23 protein-coding genes are annotated in these 26,392 nt (G+C 75.2%); 13 read left to right on the top strand and 10 right to left on the bottom strand.

Annotation, left to right across the window (positions count from 1 at the left end):
* Positions 1 to 86 precede the first annotated feature (86 nt).
* From OG764_RS32275 to OG764_RS32260, 4 genes are all read right to left on the bottom strand, one after another.
* Complete coding sequence (locus tag OG764_RS32275) at positions 87 to 581, bottom strand: NUDIX hydrolase (protein WP_328971863.1); 495 nt, start codon at positions 579 to 581, stop codon at positions 87 to 89.
* A 10-nt stretch (positions 582 to 591) separates the two neighbouring features.
* Positions 592 to 2,307: an apolipoprotein N-acyltransferase gene (gene lnt / locus OG764_RS32270; RefSeq protein ID WP_328971862.1), complete on the bottom strand. Its 1,716-nt coding sequence runs from the start codon at positions 2,305 to 2,307 to the stop codon at positions 592 to 594.
* Positions 2,308 to 2,461: 154 nt separating this feature from the next.
* Positions 2,462 to 2,998, bottom strand: a complete 537-nt coding sequence (locus OG764_RS32265) for a hypothetical protein (protein WP_328971861.1) — start codon at positions 2,996 to 2,998, stop codon at positions 2,462 to 2,464.
* A 213-nt stretch (positions 2,999 to 3,211) separates the two neighbouring features.
* The gene (locus OG764_RS32260) at positions 3,212 to 4,003 is read right to left on the bottom strand and encodes a glutamate racemase (RefSeq protein ID WP_328971860.1); all 792 of its coding nucleotides are present in this window, start codon (positions 4,001 to 4,003) and stop codon (positions 3,212 to 3,214) included.
* 369 nt (positions 4,004 to 4,372) lie between these two features.
* On the opposite strand from OG764_RS32260, the gene OG764_RS32255 reads away from it, so the two are divergent.
* The 5 genes from OG764_RS32255 (at position 4,373) to OG764_RS32235 (ending at position 10,550) form a co-directional block, all read left to right on the top strand.
* Positions 4,373 to 5,584, top strand: coding sequence for a glycosyltransferase (locus OG764_RS32255; protein WP_328971859.1), 1,212 nt, complete (start codon positions 4,373 to 4,375; stop codon positions 5,582 to 5,584).
* A 206-nt stretch (positions 5,585 to 5,790) separates the two neighbouring features.
* The gene (locus OG764_RS32250) at positions 5,791 to 6,276 is read left to right on the top strand and encodes a DUF6643 family protein (RefSeq protein ID WP_328971858.1); all 486 of its coding nucleotides are present in this window, start codon (positions 5,791 to 5,793) and stop codon (positions 6,274 to 6,276) included.
* Between the two features lie 68 nt (positions 6,277 to 6,344).
* A complete protein-coding gene (locus OG764_RS32245) occupies positions 6,345 to 7,241 on the top strand; it encodes an MOSC domain-containing protein (protein ID WP_328971857.1) in 897 nt (298 codons plus the stop codon).
* Positions 7,242 to 7,406: 165 nt separating this feature from the next.
* A complete protein-coding gene (locus OG764_RS32240; protein WP_443056111.1) occupies positions 7,407 to 8,018 on the top strand; it encodes an Rv1733c family protein in 612 nt (203 codons plus the stop codon).
* A 78-nt stretch (positions 8,019 to 8,096) separates the two neighbouring features.
* Positions 8,097 to 10,550, top strand: a complete 2,454-nt coding sequence (locus OG764_RS32235) for a right-handed parallel beta-helix repeat-containing protein (protein ID WP_328971855.1) — start codon at positions 8,097 to 8,099, stop codon at positions 10,548 to 10,550.
* Here the strand turns inward: OG764_RS32235 and OG764_RS32230 are convergent.
* Positions 10,510 to 12,900 (bottom strand): hypothetical protein, encoded by a 2,391-nt coding sequence (locus OG764_RS32230; RefSeq protein ID WP_443056109.1) that lies wholly within the window; start codon positions 12,898 to 12,900, stop codon positions 10,510 to 10,512. The genes OG764_RS32235 and OG764_RS32230 overlap by 41 nt on opposite strands.
* A gap of 192 nt (positions 12,901 to 13,092) precedes the next feature.
* Between OG764_RS32230 and OG764_RS32225 the strand changes: the two genes are divergently transcribed.
* Entirely contained in the window at positions 13,093 to 13,581 is a 489-nt protein-coding gene (locus OG764_RS32225; protein WP_328971853.1) for an SRPBCC family protein, read from the top strand.
* 121 nt (positions 13,582 to 13,702) lie between these two features.
* The gene (locus OG764_RS32220; RefSeq protein ID WP_328971852.1) at positions 13,703 to 14,410 is read left to right on the top strand and encodes a DUF2470 domain-containing protein; all 708 of its coding nucleotides are present in this window, start codon (positions 13,703 to 13,705) and stop codon (positions 14,408 to 14,410) included.
* 32 nt (positions 14,411 to 14,442) lie between these two features.
* Here the strand turns inward: OG764_RS32220 and OG764_RS32215 are convergent, their stop codons facing one another.
* Positions 14,443 to 15,585, bottom strand: a complete 1,143-nt coding sequence (locus tag OG764_RS32215) for a PLP-dependent cysteine synthase family protein (RefSeq protein WP_328971851.1) — start codon at positions 15,583 to 15,585, stop codon at positions 14,443 to 14,445.
* 182 nt (positions 15,586 to 15,767) lie between these two features.
* Between OG764_RS32215 and OG764_RS32210 the strand changes: the two genes are divergently transcribed.
* Together OG764_RS32210 and OG764_RS32205 are read left to right on the top strand one after the other, a co-directional pair.
* On the top strand, positions 15,768 to 16,052 hold the full coding sequence (locus tag OG764_RS32210) for a hypothetical protein (protein ID WP_328971850.1): 285 nt from the start codon (positions 15,768 to 15,770) through the stop codon (positions 16,050 to 16,052).
* A 157-nt stretch (positions 16,053 to 16,209) separates the two neighbouring features.
* On the top strand, positions 16,210 to 16,710 hold the full coding sequence (locus OG764_RS32205; RefSeq protein ID WP_328971849.1) for an ATP-binding protein: 501 nt from the start codon (positions 16,210 to 16,212) through the stop codon (positions 16,708 to 16,710).
* A gap of 155 nt (positions 16,711 to 16,865) precedes the next feature.
* Here the strand turns inward: OG764_RS32205 and OG764_RS32200 are convergent, their stop codons facing one another.
* Positions 16,866 to 18,119, bottom strand: a complete 1,254-nt coding sequence (locus OG764_RS32200) for an ROK family protein (RefSeq protein WP_328971848.1) — start codon at positions 18,117 to 18,119, stop codon at positions 16,866 to 16,868.
* Positions 18,120 to 18,826: 707 nt separating this feature from the next.
* Here OG764_RS32200 and OG764_RS32195 point away from each other — a divergent pair.
* Both OG764_RS32195 and OG764_RS32190 read left to right on the top strand, forming a co-directional pair.
* Entirely contained in the window at positions 18,827 to 19,570 is a 744-nt protein-coding gene (locus tag OG764_RS32195) for a maleylpyruvate isomerase family mycothiol-dependent enzyme (RefSeq protein ID WP_328971847.1), read from the top strand.
* A gap of 525 nt (positions 19,571 to 20,095) precedes the next feature.
* Positions 20,096 to 20,347, top strand: coding sequence for a DUF6332 family protein (locus OG764_RS32190; protein WP_328971846.1), 252 nt, complete (start codon positions 20,096 to 20,098; stop codon positions 20,345 to 20,347).
* 116 nt (positions 20,348 to 20,463) lie between these two features.
* Here the strand turns inward: OG764_RS32190 and OG764_RS32185 are convergent, their stop codons facing one another.
* Together OG764_RS32185 and OG764_RS32180 are read right to left on the bottom strand one after the other, a co-directional pair.
* Complete coding sequence (locus OG764_RS32185) at positions 20,464 to 21,408, bottom strand: spherulation-specific family 4 protein (RefSeq protein ID WP_328971845.1); 945 nt, start codon at positions 21,406 to 21,408, stop codon at positions 20,464 to 20,466.
* 454 nt (positions 21,409 to 21,862) lie between these two features.
* On the bottom strand, positions 21,863 to 22,555 hold the full coding sequence (locus tag OG764_RS32180; RefSeq protein ID WP_328971844.1) for a TetR/AcrR family transcriptional regulator: 693 nt from the start codon (positions 22,553 to 22,555) through the stop codon (positions 21,863 to 21,865).
* A gap of 130 nt (positions 22,556 to 22,685) precedes the next feature.
* Here OG764_RS32180 and OG764_RS32175 point away from each other — a divergent pair, with 130 nt between their 5' ends.
* Positions 22,686 to 23,147 (top strand): nitroreductase/quinone reductase family protein, encoded by a 462-nt coding sequence (locus OG764_RS32175; RefSeq protein WP_328971843.1) that lies wholly within the window; start codon positions 22,686 to 22,688, stop codon positions 23,145 to 23,147.
* Here the strand turns inward: OG764_RS32175 and OG764_RS32170 are convergent.
* The gene (locus OG764_RS32170; protein ID WP_443056257.1) at positions 23,131 to 24,381 is read right to left on the bottom strand and encodes a geranylgeranyl reductase family protein; all 1,251 of its coding nucleotides are present in this window, start codon (positions 24,379 to 24,381) and stop codon (positions 23,131 to 23,133) included. The two genes, OG764_RS32175 and OG764_RS32170, sit on opposite strands and share 17 nt — an antisense overlap.
* A gap of 519 nt (positions 24,382 to 24,900) precedes the next feature.
* Here OG764_RS32170 and OG764_RS32165 point away from each other — a divergent pair.
* Positions 24,901 to 26,265 (top strand): dipeptidase, encoded by a 1,365-nt coding sequence (locus OG764_RS32165; protein ID WP_328971842.1) that lies wholly within the window; start codon positions 24,901 to 24,903, stop codon positions 26,263 to 26,265.
* Positions 26,266 to 26,392 lie beyond the last annotated feature (127 nt).

Raw genomic sequence — 26,392 nt, 5'->3', positions numbered from 1 at the left:
CCGCCGCGGACGGGCGTGCGGGCCCGCGGCACGAGGTCCGCGGATCCTCTTGCCGGCGCGGGCCCGCGGCCATCGCGGTCACGGCATCAGGAGCCCGCCGTCGGCCGGTCGCCCGCGGGCTCGAACCAGGTCGGCTCGTCCTTGAGGGCCCGGTGGATCCGGTCGAGGGCGAACGGTTCCAGGTCCGGCAGCGCGTCCAGCGGGAACCAGGCCACGTCGAGGGACTCGTCGTCGTTCACCCGGGCCCGGCCGCCGACCGCGCGGCACCGGAAGGTGATGTCCATGTACTGGCACTCGTCGCCGTTGGGGTAGACGACGGGCTGCAGCGCCTGCACCAGCACCACCCGCTCGGCGACGCAGCGCACCGCGGTCTCCTCGTACACCTCGCGCACCGCGGTCACCGCCGGCTGCTCCCCCGGCTCGGCGATGCCGCCGATGACGGACCAGCCGCCGGTGTCCGCGCGGCGGCCCAGGAGGACCCGCCCGGCGTCGTCGAAGACCACGGCGGTCACGCCGGGCAGGTGCAGCAGCTGGTGTCCGGCGGTGGCGCGGATGCGGCGGATGAAGTCGGGGGTGGCCATGACCCCGACCCTACGGCTTCGGGGTCGCGGCCCGCGGCCGGCGCCGGCCGCGGGCCGCCCCGTACAGGGCCCAACCGAGCGGGGCGGCGGCCAGGACGAACAGGGCGTACTCCGGGAGGGGCCCGAGCCGGGTGGCCGGGGTCAGCGAGGACCGCAGCGGGATCCGCGCGACCAGCGCGGCGGGCGTGAACATCTCGGTCTGCTTTACGACCTTCCCGTCCGGCCGGATGACGGCGCTGACGCCGCTGGTCACGGGGACCAGGACGGCACGGCCGTGCTCGACCGCGCGGACCCGGTCCATGGCGAGCTGCTGGTAGGTCATCTCGGTCCGGCCGAAGGTGGCGTTGTTGCTGGGCACGGAGATGACCTGGGCGCCGGCCCGCACGGTGTCGCGGACCCGGCCGTCGAAGGCCGCTTCGTAGCAGGTGACCAGACCGACCCCGGTGCCCGCCATGTCGAAGACGCCCGGCTCGTCGCCGGGGCCGAAGTCGCGGCGCACCCGGTCCACGTCGGAGCTGAAGACCCGGGCGATCGAGCGCATCGGGATGTACTCGCCGAAGGGCTGGATCTGCCGCTTGTCGTAGGTGTCGACCGGGCCCTTGGCCGGGTCCCACAGGATCTGGGTGTTGCGCAGCGGGCCGGTCTCCGGGGCGAGGACCGCGCCGATGGACACGGGCACGCCGATGGCCTTCACGGCCCGGTCGATGACCTGGTACGCGTCGGGGTTGGTGTACGGGTCGAGGTCGGAGGAGTTCTCCGGCCAGACCACGAAGTCGGGGCGGGCGGCGCGGCCCGCCTTGACGTCCTCGGCCAGTTGGACGGTCCGGCGGGCGTGGTTGTCGAGGACCGCGCGGCGCTGGGCGTTGAAGTCGAAGCCGGCGCGGGGCACGTTGCCCTGGATGACGGCGGCGGTCGCGGTGCCGTCCTCGGCGCCGGCGTCCACCAGCGGCCGTGCCGCGAGCGCGGCGGCGACGGGGAGCAGCACGGCGAGCCCGGCGACGACGGCCGGCAGCCGCGCGGGCCGGCCGACCGACGGGCCGGTACGGGGCGCGGCGGCGGGGACGGCCGGGGGGACGGCGGGGTCGTCCGCCGGGGTGACGGCGGGGTCGTCGGTCGCGGCCGGACGGCGGCGGTCGGCGGCCGTGCGCAGGCCCGCGTAGAGGCCGAAGCCGCAGAGCGCGACGGCGAACCCGACCAGCGGGGTGCCGCCCAGCGCGACGAGCGGAATGAACACGCCGTCCGCCTGCCCGAAGGCGATCTTGCCCCAGGAGAACCCGCCGAACGGCACCCGGGCCCGCAGCCCCTCGGCGCCGACCCAGACCGCGGCGGCCCACACCGGCCACAGCGGCAGCCGGGCCACCAGCGCGATGCCGAGGCAGCCGGCGGCGACGAAGAGGGCCTCGATCAGGGTGAGCGCGAGCCAGGGAACGGGCCCCACCTCCTCGCCGGTCCACACCAGCAGGGGCAGCAGGAAACCGAGCCCGGCGATCAGCCCGAGCCCGAACGCGGCGCGCGGCCGACGCCCGAACAGGCAGTGCGCGAGCAGCGCGAAGGCGGGCACGGCCAGCCACCACAGCGGGCGCGGCGGGAAGCTCAGATACAGCAGCACCCCGGCAACCGCGGCAAGACCGCAGTCGACCAACACCGCCACCCCACGCCGCCGCCTGCGCGGTACGACAACGGCAGGCGGATCCTCGGCGGCGGTCACGGCAACGCTGCTACTCATTGCCGGAGTGTACGACGCCCCCCTGTGCGGACCACCAGCAGAGCCCACCCGCCGAGGTCCCGCGCGAGCACTGTTCCAGCCCCGCCTGGGGGTCCCCCGGACGGAGTCCGGGGGAGTTCGGGGCGCGGGGTCCGGGGCGGAGCCCCGTGGCGGGTCAGGCCTGACCGGCGGCGGCCAGCGCGAGCAACCGGTCACGGATCACCCGCACAGCGGTCTCCGCATCGTCAACGGTCACCGTGAACAACCGCCCGTCCCCCAACCGCAGCACCAGCCCCTCCCCCCGCCGGACGACCACCGCCGTGCCCTTCTCGGGCCGCCACCGATAGCCCCAGCCGCCCCACTGCCGCGGTGTGACACGTGGTTCGAAGTCGGCGGCGGCCACCTCCGCGAGCGGGATCCGCCGTCGGGGCAGGCCGATGTGCCCGCACCGCACCTCCATCGCGACGTCGTCGACGGTGACGGCGACGTGCACGAAGGCGAGGGTGCCGTACAGCACGAAGAGGCCGGCGGCGAGGCAGCCGACCACGGACATGACCAGGGCGACGAGCCCGGAGGTCCAGGTGGATTCCACGGCGAGTTCGACGCCGAGCGCCATGCACGCGGCGCCGGCGGCGGCGAGCAGCCACTGGGCGCGGTTGGTGGCACGCCCGGTCCAGAGCGCGGGGGAGGTGCCGGGGGGATGGTCCCTCATGGGAGGCAGCGTACTCACGTTCCCCCGGCCCGGCACCGTGCGTGAGCCGCCCGGAGGAACCCGTCCGCAAGCCGTCCCGAAGCGTCGCGAAGGGCCCTCGGACCGCGCACGTGGCAGTCCGGGGCGGGCAGGGTACGGCCGGCGTCGTGCGGCCGGCGAAGGACGAGTGCGGCCGTGGGGGCGGTCAGCCGCGGGCCGGCCGGCGTACGGTCATCAGCCGCGGACGGGTGCCGCCGCGCCGAGCAGCCGGCCCTCGGCGTATCCCAGGGCCTCGGCCGGCAGCTCCGAGGTACGGCCGCTGAGCAGCACCGTCAGCCCGCCGGTGGGCGCGGCGTCCGGCGCGGCGGCGAGACCCAGCCGGCGCAGGGCCTGGGCGGCGACGGCGTCCGCGGAGCCGTGGAAGACCGGCAGGGCGCCGCCGGTACGGGTGCGCAGCGCGGCCCGGATCGGCTCCTCGACCAGCTCGTAGTGCGTGCAGCCGAGGACCAGGTCGGTGACGTCGGGCGGGGTGAGGGCGGCGGCGGCCGCGACGGTGCGGCGTACGGCGTCCTCGTCCGCCCACTGCACGGCGTCGGCGAGCCCGGGGCAGGGCACCTCGGTGACCTCGACGCCCGTGGCGAACTCGCGGATCAGACCGCGCTGGTACGGGCTCCCGGTGGTGGCCGGGGTGGCCCAGATCGCGACCTTGCCGCGCGCGGCGGCGGCCGGCTTGATCGCGGGGACGGTGCCGATGACCGGGATGCCCGGCTCCAGTTCGGCGCGCAGGGTGGGCAGGCTGTGCACGGAGGCGGTGTTGCAGGCGACGATCAGCGCGTCCGGGGCCAGGGCGGCGGCGGCGCGCGCGACGTCGAGGGCGCGCAGGGTCAGGTCCTCCGGGGTGCGGGGGCCCCAGGGCATCCCTTCGGGGTCGGAGGAGAGGACGATGTCGGCGTCCGGCCGCAGCCGGCGCACCGCGGCGGCTGCCGCCAGCAGGCCGATTCCCGAGTCCATGAGCGCGATCATCACCCGGTCACTTTAATCGACCCACCCCCCGACCCCCCTTTCCCGACGCCACCCACCCCCACCGACCCCCTGGCTCACAACCCCAGCCTCCCCGGCGCCAGGCCGCCTACCCCGCCAGGCCGGCAACCTCCAGCCTCGCCGGCGTTTGAGGCGAACCCCAGCGGGCCCACCCCAGCCTCACCGACGCCCTGGGATGCAACCCCCAGCCCCGCAGGGTCGGCGAGGCTGCATGCTGCCGCCGAGGCAGGGCGTTGCCCCACCGCGGGGCCGAGCTGAAGGATGCGCCACGGCCACCCGCGGAGCGGACATCGCGCCACGGGTCAGCCGGCGAGGCTGAACGGGTGGGGCGCAGGCAGCCGGCAGACTGCGGTCGTGAGCCTCGTCACCGCGACCGCCGCCCTGTCCCTGACCACCTGGCTGTGGCTGCTCCTCGCACACGGCCTCTTCTGGCGCACGGACATCCGGCTGCCCCCGCGCACCGCCCCCACCCACTGGCCCTCGGTCGCCATCGTGGTGCCCGCCCGGGACGAGGCGGAGGTGCTGCCCGCGAGCCTGCCGTCGCTGCTGGCCCAGGACTATCCGGGCGAGGCGTACGTCGTCCTCGTCGACGACGGCAGCACCGACGGCACCGCGGACACCGCGCAGGACCTCGCAGGGCGCCTCGGCGGGCTGCCGCTGACGGTGACCTCGCCGGGGGATCCGGCACCCGGCTGGACCGGCAAGCTGTGGGCGCTGCGGCACGGCATCGCGCTGGCCCGCACCGCGGGCCCGGCGGAGCCGGAGTTCCTGCTCCTCACCGACGCGGACATCGCGCACGAACCGGACAGTCTGCGCGAGCTGGTCGCCGCGGCCTGCTCGGCCGATCTCGACCTGGTGTCACAGATGGCCCGGTTGCGGGTGACCACCGGTTGGGAGCGCCTCCTGGTGCCCGCATTCGTCTACTTCTTCGCCCAGTTGTACCCGTTCCGCTGGATCAACCGGCCCGGCGCCCGCACCGCCGCGGCCGCCGGCGGCTGCGTACTGCTGCGCACCCGGGCGGCCGTCCGCGCCGGGGTGCCCGACTCGATCCGGCAGGCGGTGATCGACGACGTCTCGCTCGCCGGCGCGGTGCAGCGCTCCGGCGGCCGGATCTGGCTGGGGCTGGCCGACCGGGTCGACAGTGTGCGCCCGTACCCGGGGCTCGGGGAGCTGTGGCGGATGGTCTCGCGCAGCGCGTACACGCAACTGCGGCACAGCCTCCCGCTGCTGGCGGGCACGGTGGCCGGGCTGACCCTGGTGTACCTGGTGCCGCCGCTCGCGCTCGTCGTCGGGGCGGCCGGCGGGCGTCCGGCGGCCGCCTGGGCGGGCGGCCTCGCCTGGCTGGTGATGGCGGGGACGTACGTGCCGATGCTGCGCTACTACCGGCAGCCGGTGTGGCTGGCGCCGCTGCTGCCGCTGACCGCGTTCCTGTACCTGCTGATGACGGTGGACTCGGCGATGCAGCACCACCGCGGGCGGGGCGCCGCGTGGAAGGGCCGCACGTACGCCCGGACCCGTGCCACACCGGGCACTTCGAGCCAATCCGGCGAACCGGACGGAGTGTGACCCACGGCGATACTGATTTGACAAAGGGTCAGGATCATGCGCCTTACCGCCGGTACGAGTAGCCGCATAAACGGGCACAAGTGACGAACCGTTCGCGTGTGCGCCGAGTGAAAGCCGTGGCCCTGACCTGGGAAGAAGCAGGTCAGCGCGGGGTTGACGGAACCTCGCTATAGACCCGGTGGACCCGTGGGCTTAACTTATGTCACATGACCTCCCCCCGCGCCTCTTACGGCGGCGGTTACTACTCCGCGCCGTCCTTCACGGACACTCCCATCTACGACTCCCTCGTCGCCGAGCGTGGCACCCCGCAGATCGCCCCGATCCGGGTTCCCGCCGCCTACGAGCCCGCGGTGAGCAACAGCTACCTGCCCGCTCTTCCCGCCGCCCTGCCGGCCCTCCCGGCCGCTCCGGTCCCGGCGTACCAGCACCAACAGCAGCACACCCCGGCGTACGGGTACCCGTACCAGCAGCAGGCCGCCCAGCCGGTCCCGCTGCAGCACGCGCCGGCCCCGTACATCCCGCCGCAGCCCGTGGCGGCCCGCGGGTACGCCCAGCAGCAGCCGCGGCCGGTGGCGACCACCGGGTACGAGGCGATGCGCCCGGCCGCCCCGCGTCCGATGCAGGCGCCGGTCCCCGCGCAGTCTCCGTACGAGGACCCCTACAGCCGCCAGTACCAGGGGCGCGGCTACTGACCGTCCGCGGGTCGCAGGTCACAGGTGGGGGTGCCGGGCCGAGAGGTCCGGCCTGGCACGATGCCCCCATGGCGAACATGTATGTCCAGGCGCTCCACGTCCATCCCGTCAAGTCGCTCGGGGGCACCGCCCCCGAAGAGGCGGCCGTGGAGCCCTGGGGTCTGTCCGGGGACCGCCGGTGGGCGCTCGTCGCGCCCGACGGCGCGGTCCTCACCCAACGCGAACAGCCGCGGCTGGCGTTGGCTTCTGCTCTGCCGCTGGGGGGCGGCGGAGTGGCACTGTCCGCACCGGGACTCGCGCCGCTGACCGTGGCCGTGCCCGGTGCGGGCGAAACGATCACGGTGACGCTCTTCGGCAAGCAGGTCGAGGCGGTGCTCGCGGACGACTCCGCGCACCGCTGGCTCAGCGCCTACCTCGGCACCGGGGCGCGGCTGGTCCACCTCGACGCGCCGGAGCACCGGCGGCCCGTCGACCCCGCGTACGCGCTGCCGGGCGAGACCGTCAGCCTGGCCGACGGCTATCCCCTGATGGTCGCGACGACCGCCTCGCTCGATGCGCTCAACGCGCTGATCGCGCAGGGCCCGCACGCCGCTGAGGGGCCGCTCCCGATGGACCGGTTCCGGCCGAACGTGGTGGTGGCCGGGGCCCAGCCGTGGGGCGAGGACCGCTGGCGGCGGATCGCGGTCGGCGAGGTGGAGTTCCGGGTCGCGAGGGCGTGCGGGCGCTGCATCATCACGACCACCGACCAGCGGACCGCGGAACGCGGCAAGGAGCCGCTGCGCACGCTGGGGGTGCACCGGCGCTTCGGCAAGCAGCTGGTCTTCGGCCAACTCCTGGTGCCGGTGACCCTCGGCACGGTGCGCGTCGGCGACGAGGTGCGGATCCTGGAGTCGGTGCCGGACGGGCGGCAAGAAGCACCGCAGCAGGAGCAGTTGCACGAAGGGTTGCAGGAGCAGTCGGGCTGACGGCTCCGCCGCCGGCTCGCCCGACAGCCGGCCCGACGCCGCGGCAGGGGGAACCCGCGCGCCCTGTGGGGACGTTGTGTCGGTGATGCACGTCTCCGCGGGTCGTGGTGCGCGGGTGCCGGGCATGGGGGAGGCTGGGGCGGAGGCAAAGGGGGTGCCGGACTCGTGCGGACGGCTGTGGGTGTGTGGCGTTGGCGGCGCAATCCGCTGCGCCGGAGGACGGATTTGGTGGAGGCGTGGGTGGCGTTGGCCGCCGTGGTCTGCCTGTTCGTGGCTGCGCCGGCCGTCGGCTGGGTGACCGGGTCCCGGGTCGGCGACACCCTCCAGCAGGCCTCCCGCCGGCAGCACGAGGAGCGCCGGATGGTGGCCGCGGTCGTGGTCCGTCCCGCGAAGGAACCGCCCGCGGCCCCGGGTGCCGAGCCCGCCGCCCGGCAGGAGTCCGGGCCGTATCCGCAGGTGTTCGCGGAGTGGACCGCACCGGACGGCAGCGCGCACACCGGTGCGGTGGCCGCCGTGCAGGAGACTCCCCGGCCCGGGGACCGGCTGCGGATCTGGACCGACGCCCACGGCCGCCTGGTGCCCCGCCCGCTGGACTCGGCCACGGCCGCCTCGTACGCCGCACTGGCCGGGCTGGCCGCTGCCGTGGCGCTGGCGACGCTGGTGGACACGGTCCGGCGACTGGTCGTACGAAGGCTCATGCACCGGCGGTACGCGCGACTGGACCGGGCCTGGGCCGCGGCCGGGCCCGACTGGGGCCGTGCGGACGCGGGCAGCTGAGCGGTCAACTCCCCCGCTCCGCGCGCGCTACGGTGGAGCGACCAGTTCGGTCGGCACAGGCGGGGGCACCTCAGCACCATGGCACAGGGAACGGTCCAGGTCACGCACGGCAGCGCCTCGCGATGGCGGCGCCGTACCGGTGAATACCCCACCCTGACCGCCGCCCTCGCGGCGGCGGGCGACGGCGATGTCCTGTCCATCGCCCCCGGCACCTACCGGGAGAACCTGGTGCTCCGCCACGCCGTCACCCTGCGCGGCCCCGAGGGGTCGGTCGGGTCGGTGCGGATCGCGCCCGCGGACGGGGTGGCGCTCACCGTGCACGCCTCCGCCGTGGTGCAGGACCTGCACCTGGAGGGCCAGGACGCGGCCGCGCCCGCCGTGCTGATCGAGGACGGCGCGCCCGAACTCACCGACCTGCGCGTGGTGACGCGTTCCTCGGCGGGCATCGAGGTGCGCGGCGGCGGGCGGCCGGTGGTCCGCCGCTGCACCGTCGACAATCCGGCCGGTGTCGGCATCTCCGTGACCGACGGCGCCGGCGGGGTGTTCGAGGACTGCGAGGTGGTCGCCGCCGGCCAGTCCGGGATCGCCGTGCGCGGCGGCGGGCACCCGAGGCTGGAGCGCTGCCGGGTCCACCACACGGCGGGCGCCGGGCTGATGGTGACCGGCGAGGGCTCCGGCCTGGAGGCGCTCGGCTGCGAGATCTACGAGATCAAGGGCACCGGGGTGCAGATCGCGGCCCGCGGGGCGGCCCGGCTCACCGACTGCACGGTGCACCGCACGTCCGCGGACGGGGTCACCCTCGACACGGACGCGGTCCTGGCACTGTCCGGCTGCGACATCCACGACATCCCGGAGAACGCGCTGGACCTGCGGGCGCGTTCGGTGCTGACGCTGCACCGCACCACCGTGCGCCGGTTCGGGCGCAACGGCCTGTCGGTGTGGGACCCGGGGACCCGGGCCACCGCCGAGTCCTGCGAGATCCACGACAGCACCGGCGACTACCCGGCGGTGTGGATCAGCGACGGCGCCTCGGTGTCCCTGGTCTCCTGCCGGGTGCACGACGTGCCGGACGCGGTGTTCGTCCTGGACCGCGGCTCGCGCGCGGAGGTCGTGGACAGCGATCTCAGCCAGATCCGCAACACGGCCGTGTCGGTGAGCGACGGGGCGGTGGCCGAACTCGACGACTGCCGGATCCGGGAGGCCGGCACCGGTGCCTGGTTCCGCGACCACGGCAGCGGCGGCACCCTGGCCGGATGCACCGTGGACGGCGTGCAGACCGGGGTGATCGTCACCAAGGGCGCCGACCCGCAGGTGGAGCGCTGCACCGTCAGCTCCTCCGCGGAGGCGGGGTTCTACGTGTCCGCCGAGGGCCGCGGCACCTTCCGGGACTGCCGGGTCACCGGCAGCGACGGGTTCGGCTTCCACGTCCTGGACGGCTGCCGTACGACGCTGACCGGCTGCCGCACCGAGCGCTGCGCGCGCGGGGGCTACGAGTTCCCGGAGGAGGGGCCCGTCGCGCACGACTGCACGAGCGACGACAGCGGTCCGCGCCGCGCCGAGGGCGTGACCCGCACACCGCTGCTCCAGACCACGGGGCTGCCGGCCGCCCCCGGCCCGGTCGCCCACGCGCCGGGCACGGTGGCGGGCGCCGCGGTGGCGCCCCACACCGGGACGGCGTCGGCCTCCGCGGCCGGGTCCGTACCGGCGCGGGTGCCCGCGGCGCGCGGTTCGGTCGAAGTGCTGGGCGCCCTCGACGCGTTGGTGGGGCTGGACAGCGTCAAGCGCGAGGTCCGCGCGCTCACCGACATGATCGAGGTGGGGCGGCGCCGGCAGCAGGCCGGGCTGAAGGCCGCCTCGGTGCGCCGGCACCTCGTCTTCACGGGCTCCCCCGGCACCGGCAAGACCACCGTGGCCCGGCTGTACGGGGAGATCCTCGCCTCCCTCGGGGTGCTGGAGAGGGGCCACCTGGTCGAGGTGTCCCGGGTGGACCTGGTCGGCGAGCACATCGGGTCGACCGCGATCCGCACCCAGGAGGCCTTCGAACGGGCCCGGGGCGGCGTGCTGTTCATCGACGAGGCGTACGCGCTGGCACCCGAGGACTCGGGCCGGGACTTCGGCCGGGAGGCCATCGACACCCTGGTCAAACTGATGGAGGACCACCGGGACGCGGTGGTGGTGATCGTCGCCGGGTACACGGCCGAGATGGAACGCTTCCTGACCGTCAACCCGGGCGTGGCGTCACGTTTCTCACGGACCATCACCTTCGGCGACTACGGCCCCGACGAGCTGCTGCGGATCGTGGAGCAGCAGGCCGACGAGCACGAGTACCGGCTCGGCCTGGGCACCTCCGACGCGCTGCTCGGCTACTTCGCCGAGCTGCCCAGGGGTCCGGCCTTCGGCAACGGCCGCACGGCCCGGCAGACCTTCGAGTCGATGGTCGAACGGCACGCGGGGCGGGTGGCACAGCTGCCGGAGCCGGACACCGACCAGCTCACCCTGCTGTTCCCGGAGGATCTGCCGCAGCCCTCCTGACGGCGGCCCGGGGTCCGGGCAGCGCGGCCGGGTCCGCCGCCAGCCGGGCCAGCAGCGCGTCGCGCTCCGCGGCGAACACCGGGTCCTCCTGGTACAGGTTGTGCCCCAGGATCGGTGCGGGCAGCGGGTGTTCGCAGGTGCGCCCGTACGCGAGGGGGTCGGCGAGCGGGCCGCGGTCCACGCCGTCGGCGGGTCCGAGGACCGGCCCGCCGATGGGGTCCGTGGACCGCCACAGGTTCCGCCAGCAGTCCACGTCCCGGTGCAGCGCGGCGAGCGGCCCGGGCCCGAAGTACGCGGGGAACCAGCGCCCGTACAGCCGGCGCAGCGGCGATCCGTACGTCAACAGCGCGACGCGGGACCGGACTTCGGGCGGCAGCTGGCGGACGGCGGCGGCCGCGAGCACGCTGCCCTGCGAATGCCCGGAGATCACCAGCCGGCCGCCGGTGCGCGCCGTCCACGTGGTCATCCGCCACGTCAGGTCGGGGACCGCGCGCTCGGCGTAGCAGGGCGGGGCGAAGGGGTGGGCGGCCCGCGGCCAGAAGGTGCCCACGTCCCACAGGATGCCGATGGTGCGGCGGGCGGAGGCGTCGCGGTAGGCGCGGCGGCCCCAGGTCACGAAGAGCAGGAAGCCGAAACCGGTCAGCCAGGAGCCGAGCCCCTGCGCGCCCTGCGCGGCGCGCTCCAGGAGGGGGTGCGCGCCGCGCGCGGCCTCGCCGGGCACCCGGCCGGTGGCCCAGGCACCGGCGACGGCGGCGGCCCCGAGCAGCAGGGTCAGCCCGGCAACGGCCGCCACGAACCAGGGAGTCGAGTCGGTGAGCGCGGCCGCGGCCCGGGCGCCGGCCACCGCCCGGCTGCGCGCCGGGTCCTCGCCCTGCCCCGGGTACTCGGCGGCGACGCCGGCGGCCAGGCGGCGCCGGTGGCGGGCGCCGCGGACGGCGAACCAGAGGGCCAGGAGCAGCAGGACGACGAGCAACGGCGGCAGCACCGAGGCCTGCCAGGACAGCAGGACGGGCGGGCCGGGCAGCGGGGCGCCCGCCATGCCGGGCGTGGCTCCCCCGTCGAGCCAGTCGGCGACCCGCTGCGCGACCCCTCCGGACATCACCCCGCCCAGCGCGCAGGCCAGCATGGCGACGGCCGGTCCGCCGAGCCCGCGCAGTGCCGCGTCCGGGTCGGGGGCCCGGCGGTGCAGCCGGGCGGCGGTCCCCGCGAGCGCGAGGACCAGCAGCCCCTGGACGAGCACGAGGGCGCCGAAGGCCGGATCGCCGGGCAGCCGGCCGGCGGCCGTCCAGCCGGGCCGGGACCAGGCCGCGTACCCGAGGCAGAGGAGCAGCAGGGCGAGCGCCCCCGCGGGCAGCAGGACGACGACCCGGTCCGCCGTTTCGTCGGTGCGGTGCTCGGCGCGCCCGCGGCGGCACACCACCCAGACGACGGCGGCGAACCCGGCCGCCAGCAGCGCCTCGACGGTCCAGCCGGCGGCCGCGAGCGCGGCCGGGCCGCCGGGTGCGCGGTCGTGGCGGGCGGCGGCGGTCGCCACCGCGGCGCCGACGGTGAGCAGGCCGGCGGCGGTGTGGGCGGCGCGCAGCCGGGCGACCAGGCGCCGCCCGAACCAGAAGCCGGGCCGGCCCAGCGGGTCGGTGTCCGCGCCCACACCCCCGGCCGGCGCTGTCGCGGGGTGCGCTCCCACGGGCCGGGTCTCCCCCGGCGGCGCTGCCGCGGGCGGCGGGGGCTGGGACTCGTAGGCGCCCCACGTGTGGTGGGAGAGGTACCAGAGCAGTCCGGTCAGCGCGGCGGGCACCAGGGCGGCGACGGCCAGCCGGCGCCCGGGCTGGGCCCACCAGCCGCCGCTGCCGGGCGGGTTGCCCGGGGCGAAGGCGGCGAGCCAGGAACGGGAGGCGGCGCAGTGCGCGGAGCCGGCGCACTGCCAGGCGACCAGGTCGAGGGCCACCTCGCAGGCGGCGGCGACGAGGAGCACGGTGAGGCTGAGCGCGAGCAGGCGCACCAAAACCCCGTACGTGCGGACGGTGCGCGGGGCGCCGGCCGCGGCGGGCCGGTTCCAGTGGGCGAGGTTGGCCACCATGAAGGGCAGGAGCAGCAGCCACAGCGCGCGGGCGCCGTTGCCGGAGGTGAGCCGCGACCAGCAGTACGCCTCGGGCACCGGCCGGCCCGCGTAGCGCTCCGGGTGGGCCTCGGCGTCGGCGTCGTCGGCGCGGCGGAAGACGGCGGCGGTGGCGTCGCCGGTGACGCGTACGGTGCGGGGGTCGCCGAGCAGGTCGTCGGGGCCGGACCCGGCCACGCCGTGCACGAGGAGTTCGAGGGAGAGCGGGGATTCGGGCACGGCGGCACCTCTCACTGCGGTCCTGCGCGCGGCCCCTGCTCCCGGGCCCGCGGTCGTGACCGGTACAGCATCCCGTGTCGCGGCCCGTCCGCCCAGCGGCCATATGGGCCAAGACTTCTGACGGCCCGCCAGTTAGGGTGGCGGCGCGCACCGCCGGGCCCCGCGGTCCGGTCACCGTCACCGTCGCAGCATCCAGGGGGTACCGCCATGGCACGCCGACTCCGCTCCGTCGGGCTCGACTTCGTCGAGTCCGCGCCCGTGCGCCTGGTCTTCGCGGCGGTGACGCACGCCCCGCCGGAAGCCGTCTACCGGGCCCTGGCCGAGGAGGTCACCGGCTGGCCTTCCTGGTTCCGCGCGGTGACGCTGGCCCGGCCGACGCACGGCGGCGCCGGCCGCGAGATAGGCCTGCTGGGCGGCATCCGCTTCCAGGAGACGATCATGTCCGCCGATCCGGAGCAGCGGTACGCGTACCGGGTCGACAGCACCAACGCCCCCGGCATGCAGGCCCTGCTGGAGGAGTGGCGGCTGTATCCGTCGGGCGGGGGCACCCGGGTGCAGTGGACCTTCGCGGCGGCGGGCCCGCGGCCCTTCCGGCTCGCCCTGCGTGCCGCCCGGCCGGGGCTGGCCCGCGCCTTCCGCGACGCGGTCCACACCCTGGACCGCCGCCTGACGGGTACCCGGGCCGACACGGTCTGACCGGGGGCCCGCCGAGGGCGGCGGGGCGGGCTACCCCCACACCACTTCATAAGTTAGGTTAGGCATGCCTAAGTAGCCCGAACGGCTGCTTGGGTTCCCGTTGCCGACCCTGGAGTTCCGGATGCGCCCGTTCAGCACCCCCGCCCCGCAGCGGCCGACCCGCGCCGAGCGCGTCCGGTCGGTCCTCCTCGCCGCCCACTCGATGTCGGTCGTCACCGACGGGCGCCGCGAGGAGGTCCGGCGCCTCGAACCCGTCGGCGTCATGGGGCACATGCGCCTGCACGCCCCCGGCGACGAGGCGCAGGCCACCGCGGGCGAACGGGTGCCGGTCCGGATGGAGTTCACCGACATCGCCCCGACCGCGGTACGGGACCGGGTGCGCGCCCGCGTCACCGTCACCGGCCTGCTCACCGGCCCGTACCGCCCCGACGCCACGGAGATCACCCACGTGGAATTCGGGCAGGCGGTCATCGAGGACGCGGCGGGGCGCGCGTACGTCACGCTCGACGAGCTGGAGGCCGCCAGCGCCGATCCGCTGGCCACCGCCGAGGCGTCGATGCTCACCCACCTGGTGGACGACCACGCCGAACTGGTCCCGCTGCTGCTGCGGCTCGTCCCGGACCTCCGCACCACCGGCCTGCTCCGCGCCCTGCCGGTGGCGATGGACCGCTACGGGATCACCCTGCGCCTGGAGTACGCGCTCGGGCACGACGACGTCCCGCTCCCGTTCGCGAGCCCGCTGACGGACATCGACCAGGCGGGCCCGCGCATCCACGGCCTGTTCGCCGCCGCCCGCCGCCTCTCGCACGGCAACCGGCTGCCCGCCTGACCCGCCGGACGCCATCGGGCCGCCGGCTCCCGTCAGGCCGCCGGTTCCCGCCAGGCGCCGGTCGTCAGCAGCGTCTCGATGGTCTGCGCGTACGGCGCGAGGTCCAGGCCCTGCGCGGCCACCCACGCGTCGGAGTAGTACTTGTCGAGGTAGCGGTCGCCCGGGTCGCACAGGAGGGTCACGACACTGCCCTTGCGGCCCTCGGCGACCATCTCCGCGACGATCTTCAGGGCGCTCCACAGGCCGGTGCCGGTCGAGCCGCCCGCCTTGCGGCCGATCGCCCGCTCCAGCGCGCGGCACGCGGCGACGCTCGCCGCGTCCGGGACCTTCATCATGCGGTCTATGGCCCCCGGCACGAAGCTCGGCTCCATGCGCGGCCGTCCGATGCCCTCGATGCGCGAGCCGCAGTCGCTGCTGGCAAGCGGGTCGCCCTGCATCCAGCCGTCGAAGAAGCAGGAGTTCTCCGGGTCGGGGACGCAGATCCGGGTGTCGTGCTGCATGTAGTGCACGTAGCGGGCGATGGTCGCGGAGGTGCCGCCGGTGCCCGCGGTGGCGACGATCCACGCCGGCTCCGGGTAGCGCTCCAACTTCAGCTGCTGGTACATCGACTCGGCGATGTTGTTGTTCCCGCGCCAGTCGGTGGCCCGCTCGGCGTACGTGAACTGGTCCATGTAGTGGCCGCCGGTCTCGGCCGCGAGCGAGGCGGACTCGTCGTACATCTTCATCGGGTCGTCCACGAAGTGGCACTCGCCGCCGTGGAATTCGATGAGCCGGCACTTCTCCGGGCTCGTCGTGCGCGGCATGACCGCGATGAACGGGACCCCGATCAGCTTCGCGAAGTACGCCTCGGAGACGGCGGTGGAGCCGCTGGACGCCTCGATGACCGGGCGGCCGGGGCGGATCCAGCCGTTGCAGAGCGCGTACAGGAAGAGCGAGCGGGCCAGCCGGTGCTTGAGGGAGCCGGTCGGGTGCGTGGACTCGTCCTTCAGGTACAGGTCGATGCCCCACGCCTCGGGCAGCGGGAAGCGCAGCAGATGCGTGTCCGCGGAGCGGTTCGCGTCGGCCTGCACCTTGCGGACCGCCTCCTTGAGCCAGGCCCGGTAGCCGGCGTCGCTGCGGTCGACGTCGACGGTGGCCGACGGGCCGACTGCGCCCGGCTGTGCGGTCGTACTCATGTGCCTTGCTCCTTGCTTCGTGCGGTCCCCCTGAATCGCAATGTACCTCTCTCACCTGCACAAACGCTTACTTTGGGGGTCTCTCGGATTTGCTTTGGGAACAGATGTGCGAGGGTGCACACCCCCTGGTGCGGGCGGCTCCGCCGGGGCACACTGGGCCGGGTCGAAGGGGGCTGTCGACCATGAGCGATCCCGAGTTCACCGCGACGGGCGTACGCATCGACCGCTGGCCGCGGGCGCTGACCAGGGCCGGCAAGGTGCTGATCCGCGACGGCAGGCTGCACCTGCTGACCAGCAGCGACCGCGAGATCGACAGCGCCCCGCTGGGCGCCGTCAGCGCGGCCAGGTCCTGGCTGCCGGGGCGCGCCGCCACGGTGGCGCGGATGAACGGGACCCGCTATCGGCTGCGGATCCCGGCCGGCCGGTTCCTGGAGGCGGTACGGCGGGCCCGCACCGCCGTGGACTGAGGGGCCCCGGGAGCGTTCCGCCGCGAGTTGCGTGCTGGGCGGCGGCAGGTGACGCTGAAGGGGCGTCACTCAGGGTGCACCCTTCCGGACGTACAGTCAGCGCGCGCTGGATCGGATCGTCGTCTTCTTCCGGACCTCATTTCGGGGAGTCGCAGCCGTGATCAGTCATCGAAGCAGGCACTGCGCGGTGGAGCTGGACGCTCTGCCGGTTCGCATGGGACAGATTCGCAGAATCGTTTCTGCACAACTCCGCTACTGGCAGCTGGACCCGCTCATAGAGCAGGCCGCGCTCGGAGTGACCGAACTGCTGAGCAACGTCCACCGGCACGCGCAGCCCGACAAGCTGTGCACGGTGGAGATGCGGCTGCTGCGCGGCCGGCTCACCGTCTCGGTCCACGACCACGACCCCCGGCTGCCCGTGGTGCGCACGGCCGACCCGCTGGAGACGTGCGGGCGCGGGCTCGCGCTGGTGGCGGCGATGAGCGAGAGCTGGGGCGCGCGGCCCCGGGAGGGTGCGGGCGGCGTCGGCAAGGTGGTGTGGTTCACCCTCGAAGCCGCGGTCGCGGCCCCGCCCCCGCCGCACCCCACGGCGGTACGGATCCGCCCGGCCCCGATCCGCGTGGCCGCGCTGCCGCCGGCGGTCGTGGCGGCGGGCTGAGCGCGTCGCCGGGGCTGTTGCCGGGTTCCGTCACCTCGACCGGGGCCGCGGCCCGGCCGGGAGCCACTCAGACTCCGTCTGGGGGTTTGAGGCGCGGGGTTCGGGGCGGATCCCCGAGGACACCCCGGCCCCGCAGGGCAGGGCAGGGCAGGGCGTTACGCTGCCGAGCCCAGCGTGCCGAGGGGGTCGTCGAGGACCGGCTGCCAGGCCAGTTCGGCGGCTCCCACCAGGCTGTTGTGGTCGAGCGTGCACGGCAGGATCGGCACTCCCCCGCTGCGCCCCCACAGGCTGCGGTCCGCCACGACGGCGCGCAGCCGTTCGGGGTCCGCGTCCAGCAGTTCGCGATGCAGCCCGCCGAGGATGATCCGGTCGGGGTTGAGGATGTTCACGAGGCCGGCCAGGCCCAGGCCCAGCCGGTCGATGAGTTCCTCCGCCGCGTGCCGGACGGCCGGGTCGGCGGGTCGGGCGTACTCGCTGCGCAGCAGGTCGCGGGCCTGCTGGAGCAGCGAGACCTCCGGGCCGGGGGTGCGGCCCGCGGCGGTGAGGAAGGCCAGCGGGTCCGCCTCGACGTCCAGGCAGCCGCGCCCGCCGCAGTGGCAGGCCCGCCCCTCCGGGTTCACCGTCAGGTGGCCGACCTCCAGGGCCAGGCCGGAACTGCCGCTGTGCAGACGGCCGTCGAGGACGAGCGCGCCGCCGACCCCGCGATGGCCGGTGGCCACGCACAGCAGGTGCTGGGCGCTGCGCCCGGCGCCGTGCCGGTGCTCTGCGAGGGCCGCGAGGTTGACGTCGTTGCCGGTGAGCGCGGGCCCGTCGATGCCCGCGGCCCGGACCCGCTCGGCGAAGATCGCGCGGACCGGTGAGCCGGGCGGCCAGGCCAGGTGCAGCGGGTTGAGGGCGGTGCCCTCGGGTTCGGCGACGGCCGAGGGGACGGCGAGTCCCGCGCCGATGCAGCGCCGGCCGCTGTCCTTGAGCAGGGCCGCGCCCGCGTCGACGACCTCGCCGAGCACCTGCGCGGGGTCCGCGGAGACGGTGACCTTGCCGGGGGCGGTGGCCACGATGCGGCCGCCGAGCCCGACGAGCGCCGCCCGGAAGCCGTCCGGGTGCACCTGGGCCGCGAGGGCGACCGGGCCGTTCTCTTCGATGGACAGCCGGTGCGAGGGGCGGCCCTGCGTGCCGCCCACGCCCCCGGGCCGGGAGTCGACGCGGATCAGGCCCAGCGCCTCCAGCTCGGCGGCGACGGCGCCGGCGGTGGCGCGGGTGACGCCGAGCTCGGCGGTCAGCACCGCGCGCGTCGGCGCCCGGCCGGTGTGGACGAGTTCGAGAGCCGGTCCGAGCGCACCGCGGCCTCGCTCCAGCCGGGTCCGCGTGGACACATCCCCCACCCGCCGCGGGGCCGCGTTGCCGTTCATGGAGCCGATCCTCGCACGATCTCGATCCGGCTCCGCATCCGCGCCCACCGCGGGGCTGGCCGGGGCGCCACAAAGTCGATCAGGCCGATGCCGTAGGGGTCGTACGGGGTGTACTGGTCCGGGGCGCGGCCGCCCCGACGTCCGTCAGGGTCACCCGCGACGCAACCACACCTCCAGCCTTGACGGCACTGCGGGGTGCGACTTCCAACCTCGCCGGCGCCCAGGCGGGCAAATCCCAGCCTCGCCAGTGCCCGGCGGCGAACCCCGCCCGGCCGGCAACATCCAGCCTCGCGGGCGTTTGAGGCGCGGGGTTGGGGCGGAGCCCGCTCCGGATTCGCCGGTGCCCTGGGGGCAAGTCCCAGCCTCGCTCGCGCCCGGCGGCGAACCCCGCCCGGCCGGCAACATCCAGCCTCGCCGGCGTTTGAGGCGCGGGCCCGGGCAGGGCCCACCCCAGCCTCGCCGGTGCCCAGGCGGGCAGATCCCAGCCTCGCCGGCGTTTGAGGCGCGGGGTTTGGGGCGGAGCCCCAAGCAACCCGGCTGGCGCCGGGCACCGGGCTCCGCCCGGACCCGCTCCTCAAGCGCCGGAGGGGCTGAAGATGCGCAGGGTTGCCGGGCTCCGCCCGGACCCGCTCCCCGTCGCCCGGCCAGGCGGCAGCCGCCCAGGCACCCTGCGGGCGCACCGCCCGCCCCTGGCAGACTCCCGGATCATGGAGATCACCGAATTCATCGAAGTCCTCGCGCGGGAGAGCGCACTCCTGGCCGACACGGCCGATCAGGCCGGGACGGACGCGCCCGTCCCGGTCTGTCCCGGCTGGCGGGTCGCGGAACTGCTGCGCCACACCGGGGCGGTGCACCGCTGGGCGGCACGCTTCGTCGCGGACGGCCTCCCGGACGCGGTGCCGCTGCTGGACGGGCCGGAACTGGACGGTGCCGAGCTGGTCGCCTGGTACCGGGAGCAGAGCGGCGCACTGACGGAGCTGCTCTCCACCACTCCGGCCGACCGGCAGTGCTGGACGTTCCTGCCCACCGCTCCCCCGTCGCCGCTGGCGTTCTGGGCCAGGCGGCAGGCTCACGAGACGACCATCCACCGGATGGACGCGGAGGCCGCGCTGGGCCGGGAGTTCACGGCGGTCGAGCCCCGGTTCGCGGAGGACGGCGTGGACGAGCTGCTGACCGGTTTCCACGCGCGCCCGCGCAGCCGGGTGCGGACGGCGGGGGAGCCGAAGGTACTACGGGTACGGGCCGCCGACACCGGCGCGGTGTGGTCGGTGCACCTGTCGGCGGAACCGGCCCGAACGGTACTCGACGACGCGGGCCCGGCGGACTGCGAGATCACGGGGACGGCCGACTGGCTGTACCCCGCCCTCTGGAACCGCCTTCCCCTGACGGGCCCCCAGGTCACCGGCGACCTGTCACTGGCCCGCCTGTGGCGCGACACCTCGGGCATCTGACCCCACCCGCCGGACGGGCCCGGAACCGGCCCGCCCCGGTCCAGCCCGCTCTCGTCCGACCCGCTCCGGTCCGACCCGCTCCGGTCCAGCCCGCCCTGGTCCAGCCCGCCCTGGTCCGGCCCGCCCTGGTCCGGCCCGCCCTGGTCCGGCCCGCCCTGGTCCGGCCCGCTCCGGTCCAGCCCGCTCCGACCCGGCCTCGCCCGACCCGGCCTCGCCCTGCCTCGTCCGGCCCGGCCGGTCGGCGCGCCGGTCACCCGTCCGGCCGAGGCAGGGCAAGGCAAGGCAAGGCAAGGCGGGGAGGCGGGGAGGCGATCCGGTTCCCGTCGGGCCGGGTCGGGCACCCGCACGGTAGGCAGGCGGTCCGGATTCGGTCGGGCCCTGGTCGAAGGTGGCTCGCGGCGGTGAGGCGCGTTCGGCGACCCGGCGCGCGCTGCCCTGCGCTGCCGGCCCCCGTACGCTCCGGCGCGCCCGCTGCGCCCCTCGCGCCCCCTTGCCCGCCCCACGGGCACATGGTGGGGTGCGCGCATGGGGAGACGTACGCAGGCCGAGCGGGACGCGATCACGGTGGAGATCGGATACGCGTTGTTCAGCGCGGTGTTCGCCGCCGCGCTGGTGTTCGGCGCGGTGGCCGGACCCGCGCTGTTCTTCTCGCTGGGGTCCCGGGTGGAGTCGCTTCTCGCCGGTGTCGGCGGGGTGCTGGCCATGGCCGTGTTCCTGCTGCGGGTCACGTACGTGCTGTGGCGGTTTCCCCACCGGCAGGAGCGCACGGGCGACTGACCGGTCCCGTGGCCGCCGGGCGAACCCCGTAAGGCCCGTGTGGCCGCCTGTCGGCCGACCGTCCGAGCGCGCCCGACGGCCGATGGCCGACCCGCCGGCTACGGGCCGAAGGGGCGTCAGCCGAGCGTGGCCGCGTAGCCCGTCATCGGGCCGAAGCCCCAAACGGGCGTGGTGTCCCACGGGTTGGGCATGCCGGCCGAGGCGGCGTACGCGTATCCGGCGCCGCGGCCGAAGGCCGTCCGCAGGGTGGCGCGCATGGCGGCCTGGTCGGGGACGCCGTGGACGAGGTGCCAGAAGGCGGTGCCGCTCGGGTCGAGCGCGGCACCCGAGTGGTAGCCCTCGGTGGCGTTGAAGACGTTGCCGCCGGACCAGCCGCCGCCCGTGTAGGCGGCGTACGTGTCCTCGTACGTGACGAAGACGTCGGCTGTGCGGCGGCCCGGCGCCAGGTAGCAGTCGGCGATGGCGGTGCCCGGGTTGTCGACGACCAGGTCCGGGACGGCCGGGTCCACGTCGTGCATGACGTCCTGGACGTGGCGGCGGAGCGCGAGGTAGTGGTCGCGGGTCCGGTCCCCCGGACCGCAGTCCCGGCTGACCACGTCGAAGAAGATGCCGTCGACGTGCAGCCGGCCGTCGGCGGTCCGCAGGTAGTTGTCGATGGACGCCTCGACGGCGGCCCGGTCGCGCTGGCCGTGGTCGGTGTGGACGTAGCCGAGGACCTTGGTGTGTTCGCCGGTGGCGGTGACACCGCGACGCAGCGCGTCGGCGCGGGCCTGCCAGCCGGCGTCGAACGGGGCGTCCCCGTTGCCCGGGTTGAGGACCACCACGGAAGCCGCGGGGCCCGTTCCCGTGAGCGCGGCCAGCATGGGGTCGTCCGCGTGCCCGTACGCGGGTACGGCTATCTCCAGTCCGCGGACCGAGGCGTGCGACGGGGTCGGGGCCGGGCTCGGGGCCGCGGTGCGGGCGGGCGAGGGTGCCGGTTCGGCGGTCGCCACCGAGGGCGCCGGGGCGGCCAGCAGTGCGGTGAGCGCGACGGCGGCAAGGCACTTCGCTGCGCGGCCCATGGGCGTCTCCTCGGGAAGGCGCGGACCGGCCCGGCGGCGCAGGCACCGCCGACCCGTCGGACAGGCAGGCAGCGTAGAACGCGCCCACCCCTCCGAGAGGCAGAAGCCGCCAACTTCGGTACGACGAACAGATCAGCGAACAGTCACCTTGTCGGGAGAATCAAGCCGGCCCCCGCTCCCCCACAGCCAACGCCCCACGAGCGCAGGCACCCGACACGGCGCGCGTGCGCTGGGTACGGCCAGGGGCGTGGGCACGGGGTTGCGTGGGCACGGGGTACGGCCAGGGGTGCGGGCACGGGGTACGGCCGCGGGGTGCGGGCACGGGGTACGGCCGCGGGGTACGCGCGTGCGGCGGCGCCGGCCCGTCGCACGGATACCGGCCGGTGGCCGGGAGCCGACAGACGGGAGCAGGTGGCCGGAGCCGGCGGCCGGGCGCCGGTGGCCGGTGGCCGCTTCAGTCGGCTTGGAGGCCCACGTGGAGGGCGAGTTGGGTGGCGGCGTGGGCGAAGAACGTGTCGCGGTCCTCGACCACCCGGTTGAACTGGCCGAACAGTTCGAAGGAGAGCAGCCCGATCAGCTGGGCCCAGGCGGCGACCAGTGCGGCGGTCACCGCCGGCGGCAGCCCCGGCGCGAAGTCCGCGGTCATCCGGTCCGCCTCGGGGCGCAGGTCGGCAGGCAGCGGGGGCAGGGCCAGTCCGCGGCCGGCGTGGGCCTCGCGGACGACGGCGATGAGGGTGTTGCCGACCCGGGAGGCGGGGGCGATCGTGTCCTGCGGGGCGGTGTATCCGGGCACGGGCGAGCCGTAGATCAGCGCGTACTCGTGCGGGCGGGCCAGCGCCCAGGCGCGTACGGCCCGGCACACGGCCAGCCAGCGCTCGCGCGGCGGTGCGTCCGCGCTTCCCGCGTGGGCGGCCTCGGCGGCCGCGCCGACGCTGTCGTACGCGTCGATGATCAAGGCGGTGAGCAGGTCGTCCCGGCTGGGGAAGTAGCGGTAGAGGGCGGAGGACACCATGCCCAGTTCGCGCGCCACGGCCCGCAGGGACAGCTTCGCGGCGCCCTCGGCGGCGAGCTGCCGGCGCGCCTCGTCCTTGATCGCGGCGGTGATTTCGATGCGGGCGCGCTCGCGGGCCCCTCGGACCGTAGTCATGAGCCCCAGTCTGCCACGCAATCGGAGCACTGACCAAAATCGAGAGCACTGCTCTTGATTCGGTGCGGTGATCCGTGCACACTGATCTCAAGCGAGAGCACCGCTCTCCATTTGGGTCACGGAGGCCACGATGAGCAGCAACACCCCCACCCCGTACTACGCCCGCGCCGGCCGTTCCGCGACCCTGTTCAACTCGCTCTTCGGGAAGCTGGCCCGCATCGGCATCAGCATCGCCGGCTCGGCCGAACTCTCCGTCCGCGGCCGCACGTCCGGCCGAATGCAGCGGATCCCCGTCAACCCGTACGTCCACGACGGCGTCCAGTACCTGGTCTCCGCCCGCGGCCACTCGCACTGGGTCCGCAACATGCGCGTCGCCGGCGGCGGCGAACTCCGGGTCGGCCGCAAGGTGCGCACCTTCACGGCCACGGAGCTCGTCGACGCCGACAAGCCGGAGATCCTGCGCGGCTACCTCCAGAAGTGGGGCTGGGAGGTCAACGCCTTCTTCCAGGGCGTGACCGCGAAGTCCTCCCCGGAGGAGCTCCTCGCGGCCGCGCAGGACCACCCCGTCTTCCGCATCACGGTGTCGGAGTGACCGGCCCCTGCCTGCGGTCCACCGCGTTCAGCGCCCGGCGCGCCAGCGGATACGTCCGCACCATCTCGCCCAGCGAAGTGGATCCGCGGGTGATCCGGGCGAAGGCCCGCCAGGCAGGCCGGAAACCGGTGATGGCCGCGTGCAGCAGCCCCGGCTTGCTCTCGAACAGGGCGAGCATCCGGCTGCCGACCGCCATCTCCACCCCGAGGCCCGCCTTGATGGCGAACGCGTAGTTCAGGGCCTGCCGGCGGGTGTCCACCGCGTCCTGGGACTCCGCGATGCGCACCGCCCACTCGCCCGCCAGCCGCCCGGAGCGCAGCGCGAAGGAGATGCCCTCCCGGGTCCACGGCTCCAGCAGCCCGGCCGCGTCGCCCGCCACCAGCACGCGGCCGCGCGACAGCGGCGAGTCGTCGGCGCGGCAGCGCGTCAGGTGACCGGAGGAGAGTTCCGGCTCGAAGCCGGCGAGCCCCAGCCGCCCGATGAAGTCCTCCAGGTACCGCTTGGTCGCCGCGCCTTCGCCGCGCGCCGAGATCACGCCGACGGTGAGGGTGTCGCCCTTGGGGAACACCCAGCCGTAACTGCCCGGCATCGGGCCCCAGTCGATGAGCACCCGGCCCCGCCAGTCCTCGGCCACCGTCGCCGGCACCGGGATCTCCGCTTCCAGGCCCAGGTCCACCTGCCGCATCTTCACCCCCACGTGGGCGCCGATCCGGCCGGCACTGCCGTCCGCGCCGACCACGGCGCGGGCCAGCACCGTCTCGCCGTCGGCGAGCACCACGGCCACGGTCCGCCGGTCCGGCACCGCCGCGCCGTGCTGCTCGACCCGGGCCACGGAGACCCCGGTGCGCACCTCGGCCCCAGCCTTCTCCGCCGCGGCCACCAGACCGGCGTCGAACTCCGCCCGGTTGACGAGCCCGAAGAGCATCTGGCGGGAGCGCCGGGTCCGGGTCAGCCGGCCGTTCAGCGAGAAGGTGACGGCGTGGATGCGGTCCTGGAACGGCAGCACGAAGCCCGGCGGCAGGGCGTCGCGCGACGGGCCGATGATGCCGCCGCCACAGGTCTTGTACCGCGGCAGCTCGGCCTTCTCCAGCAGCAGGACCCGGCGGCCGGCGGCCGCGGCGGCGTGTGCCGCGGAGGCTCCCGCGGGCCCGGCGCCGACCACGACCACGTCCCAGATCTCGTCCGCGCCCGCCGGCCCGCCGTCCTCGGCGGCCACCGCACGCTCCGCGACCACGCCGGGCCCGGCCTCCGCCGCGGGGGCAGCCGTCCCACCGGCCTCGGCCGCGGGCTCCGCGTCCCCGGCCGGATCCCCGGCCCCGGCCCCAGTCGCAGTCGCGGCCTCGGGCCCGGTCCCAGCAGCCTCCGGAGTTCCGGCCGTTCTGCCCGTGCCGGCCGTCTCCGCGGCCCGGGCCGCCTCGTCCGTCGCCACGCCGTCGCCGGTGTCCGCGGTCCCGGCCACCCCGGCCGTCCCGCCCGCCGCCACGCTGTCGGCGCCCTCGACGCTGCCCGCCGTCTTCGTACCCTCGGCGCCCTCGGCGCCCTCGGCTCGGCCGTTGTCCCCGTGCTCGCTCACGATGTCCTGCTGCTCCTGATCCCCTGGTGCTCCGGTGCCGAGCGCATCCTACGGGCGGAGCCGCTCCGGCCCCGCTATGGGAAGATCGGCCCTGTCCCCGCCGTACCTCCGGTACGCACACGATGCGTACGGTGCCCGGCGTACACATCCAACAACGTCGCACCCACAAGGAGCGTGCCCATGCCGTCCCACCCGATCGCCGAGACCGTCGCCGCCCTCATGCCGAGGGCCAAGTCGGAGCTGGCAGAACTGGTGGCCTTCCGGTCGGTGGCGGACTGGGCGCAGTTCCCCAAGAGCGAGAGCGAGGGCGCCGCGAACTGGGTGGCCGCCGCGCTGCGCGCCGAGGGTTTCGTCGACGTGGCCCTCCTGGACACCCCGGACGACACGCAGTCGGTGTACGGGTACCTGCCCGGCCCCGAAGGCGCTCCGACCGTACTCCTGTACGCGCACTACGACGTGCAGCCGCCGCTGGACGAGGCGGCGTGGATCTCCCCGCCGTTCGAGCTGACCGAGCGCGACGGCCGCTGGTACGGGCGCGGCGCGGCGGACTGCAAGGGCGGGTTCATCATGCACCTGCTCGCGCTGCGGGCGCTGAAGGCCAACGGCGGTGTCCCGGTCGGCATCAAGGTGATCGTCGAGGGTTCGGAGGAGATGGGCACCGGCGGTCTCCAGCAGTACGCGGAGGCGCACCCGGAGCTGCTGACCGCCGACAGCATCGTCATCGGCGACGCCGGCAACTTCCGCCTCGGCCTGCCCACCGTCACCGCGACCCTGCGCGGCATGACCCTGGTCCGCGTGCAGGTCGACACCCTGGAGGGCAACCTGCACTCCGGCATGTTCGGCGGCGCCGCCCCGGACGCCCTGGCCGCGCTGATCCGCGTACTCGACTCGCTGCGCTCCGAGGACGGTTCGACGACCGTCGACGGGCTCGCGGCCGGCGCGGAGTGGGACGGCCTGCAGTACCCGGAGGAGCAGTTCCGCACGGACGCCCGGGTGCTGGACGGCGTGGACCTGATCGGCGACGGCTCGGTCTCCGACCGCCTGTGGTCGCGGCCCGCCGTGACCGTGCTCGGCATCGACTGCCCGCCGGTGGTCGGCGCCACCCCGTCCGTCCACGCGAGCGCCCGCGCCCTGGTCAGCCTGCGGGTGCCGCCGGGCATGGACACCGTCGAGGCCAACAAGCTGCTCGTCGCGCACCTGGAGTCGAACACCCCCTGGAACGCGCGGGTGACGGCTGAGCAGGTCGGCCAGGGCCAGCCGTTCCTGGCCGACACCGCGAGCCCCGCGTACGCGTCGATGTCCGCCGCGATGAAGGTCGCGTACCCGGGTGAGGAGATGCAGGCCGCCGGCATGGGCGGCTCGATCCCGCTGTGCAACACCCTCCAGGGGCTGTACCCGGAGGCCGAGATCCTGCTGATCGGCCTGAGCGAGCCGGAGGCGCAGATCCACGCGGTGAACGAGAGCGTGTCCCCGCAGGAGTTGGAGCGGCTGTCGGTCGCCGAGGCCCTGTTCCTCGTCAACTACGCGGCGTCCAAGCAGGTCTGACGCACCGTCTGCTGGTTACCTGGTCCCCCGTACGGACGTTCCCGACTCCCGTAGGCGGGTTCCCGGATCCGCCGTGGGCGTACTGCGCCGAGCGCGTAGTACGCCCACGGCTTGCCCGCTCCCACGG

Origin of the sequence: Streptomyces sp. NBC_00239 (assembly GCF_036194065.1) — a bacterium.
Lineage (GTDB): Bacteria > Actinomycetota > Actinomycetes > Streptomycetales > Streptomycetaceae > Streptomyces.
The sequence above is the reverse complement of the archived record's forward strand: the minus strand, read 5'-3'. Positions and strand labels throughout refer to the sequence as shown.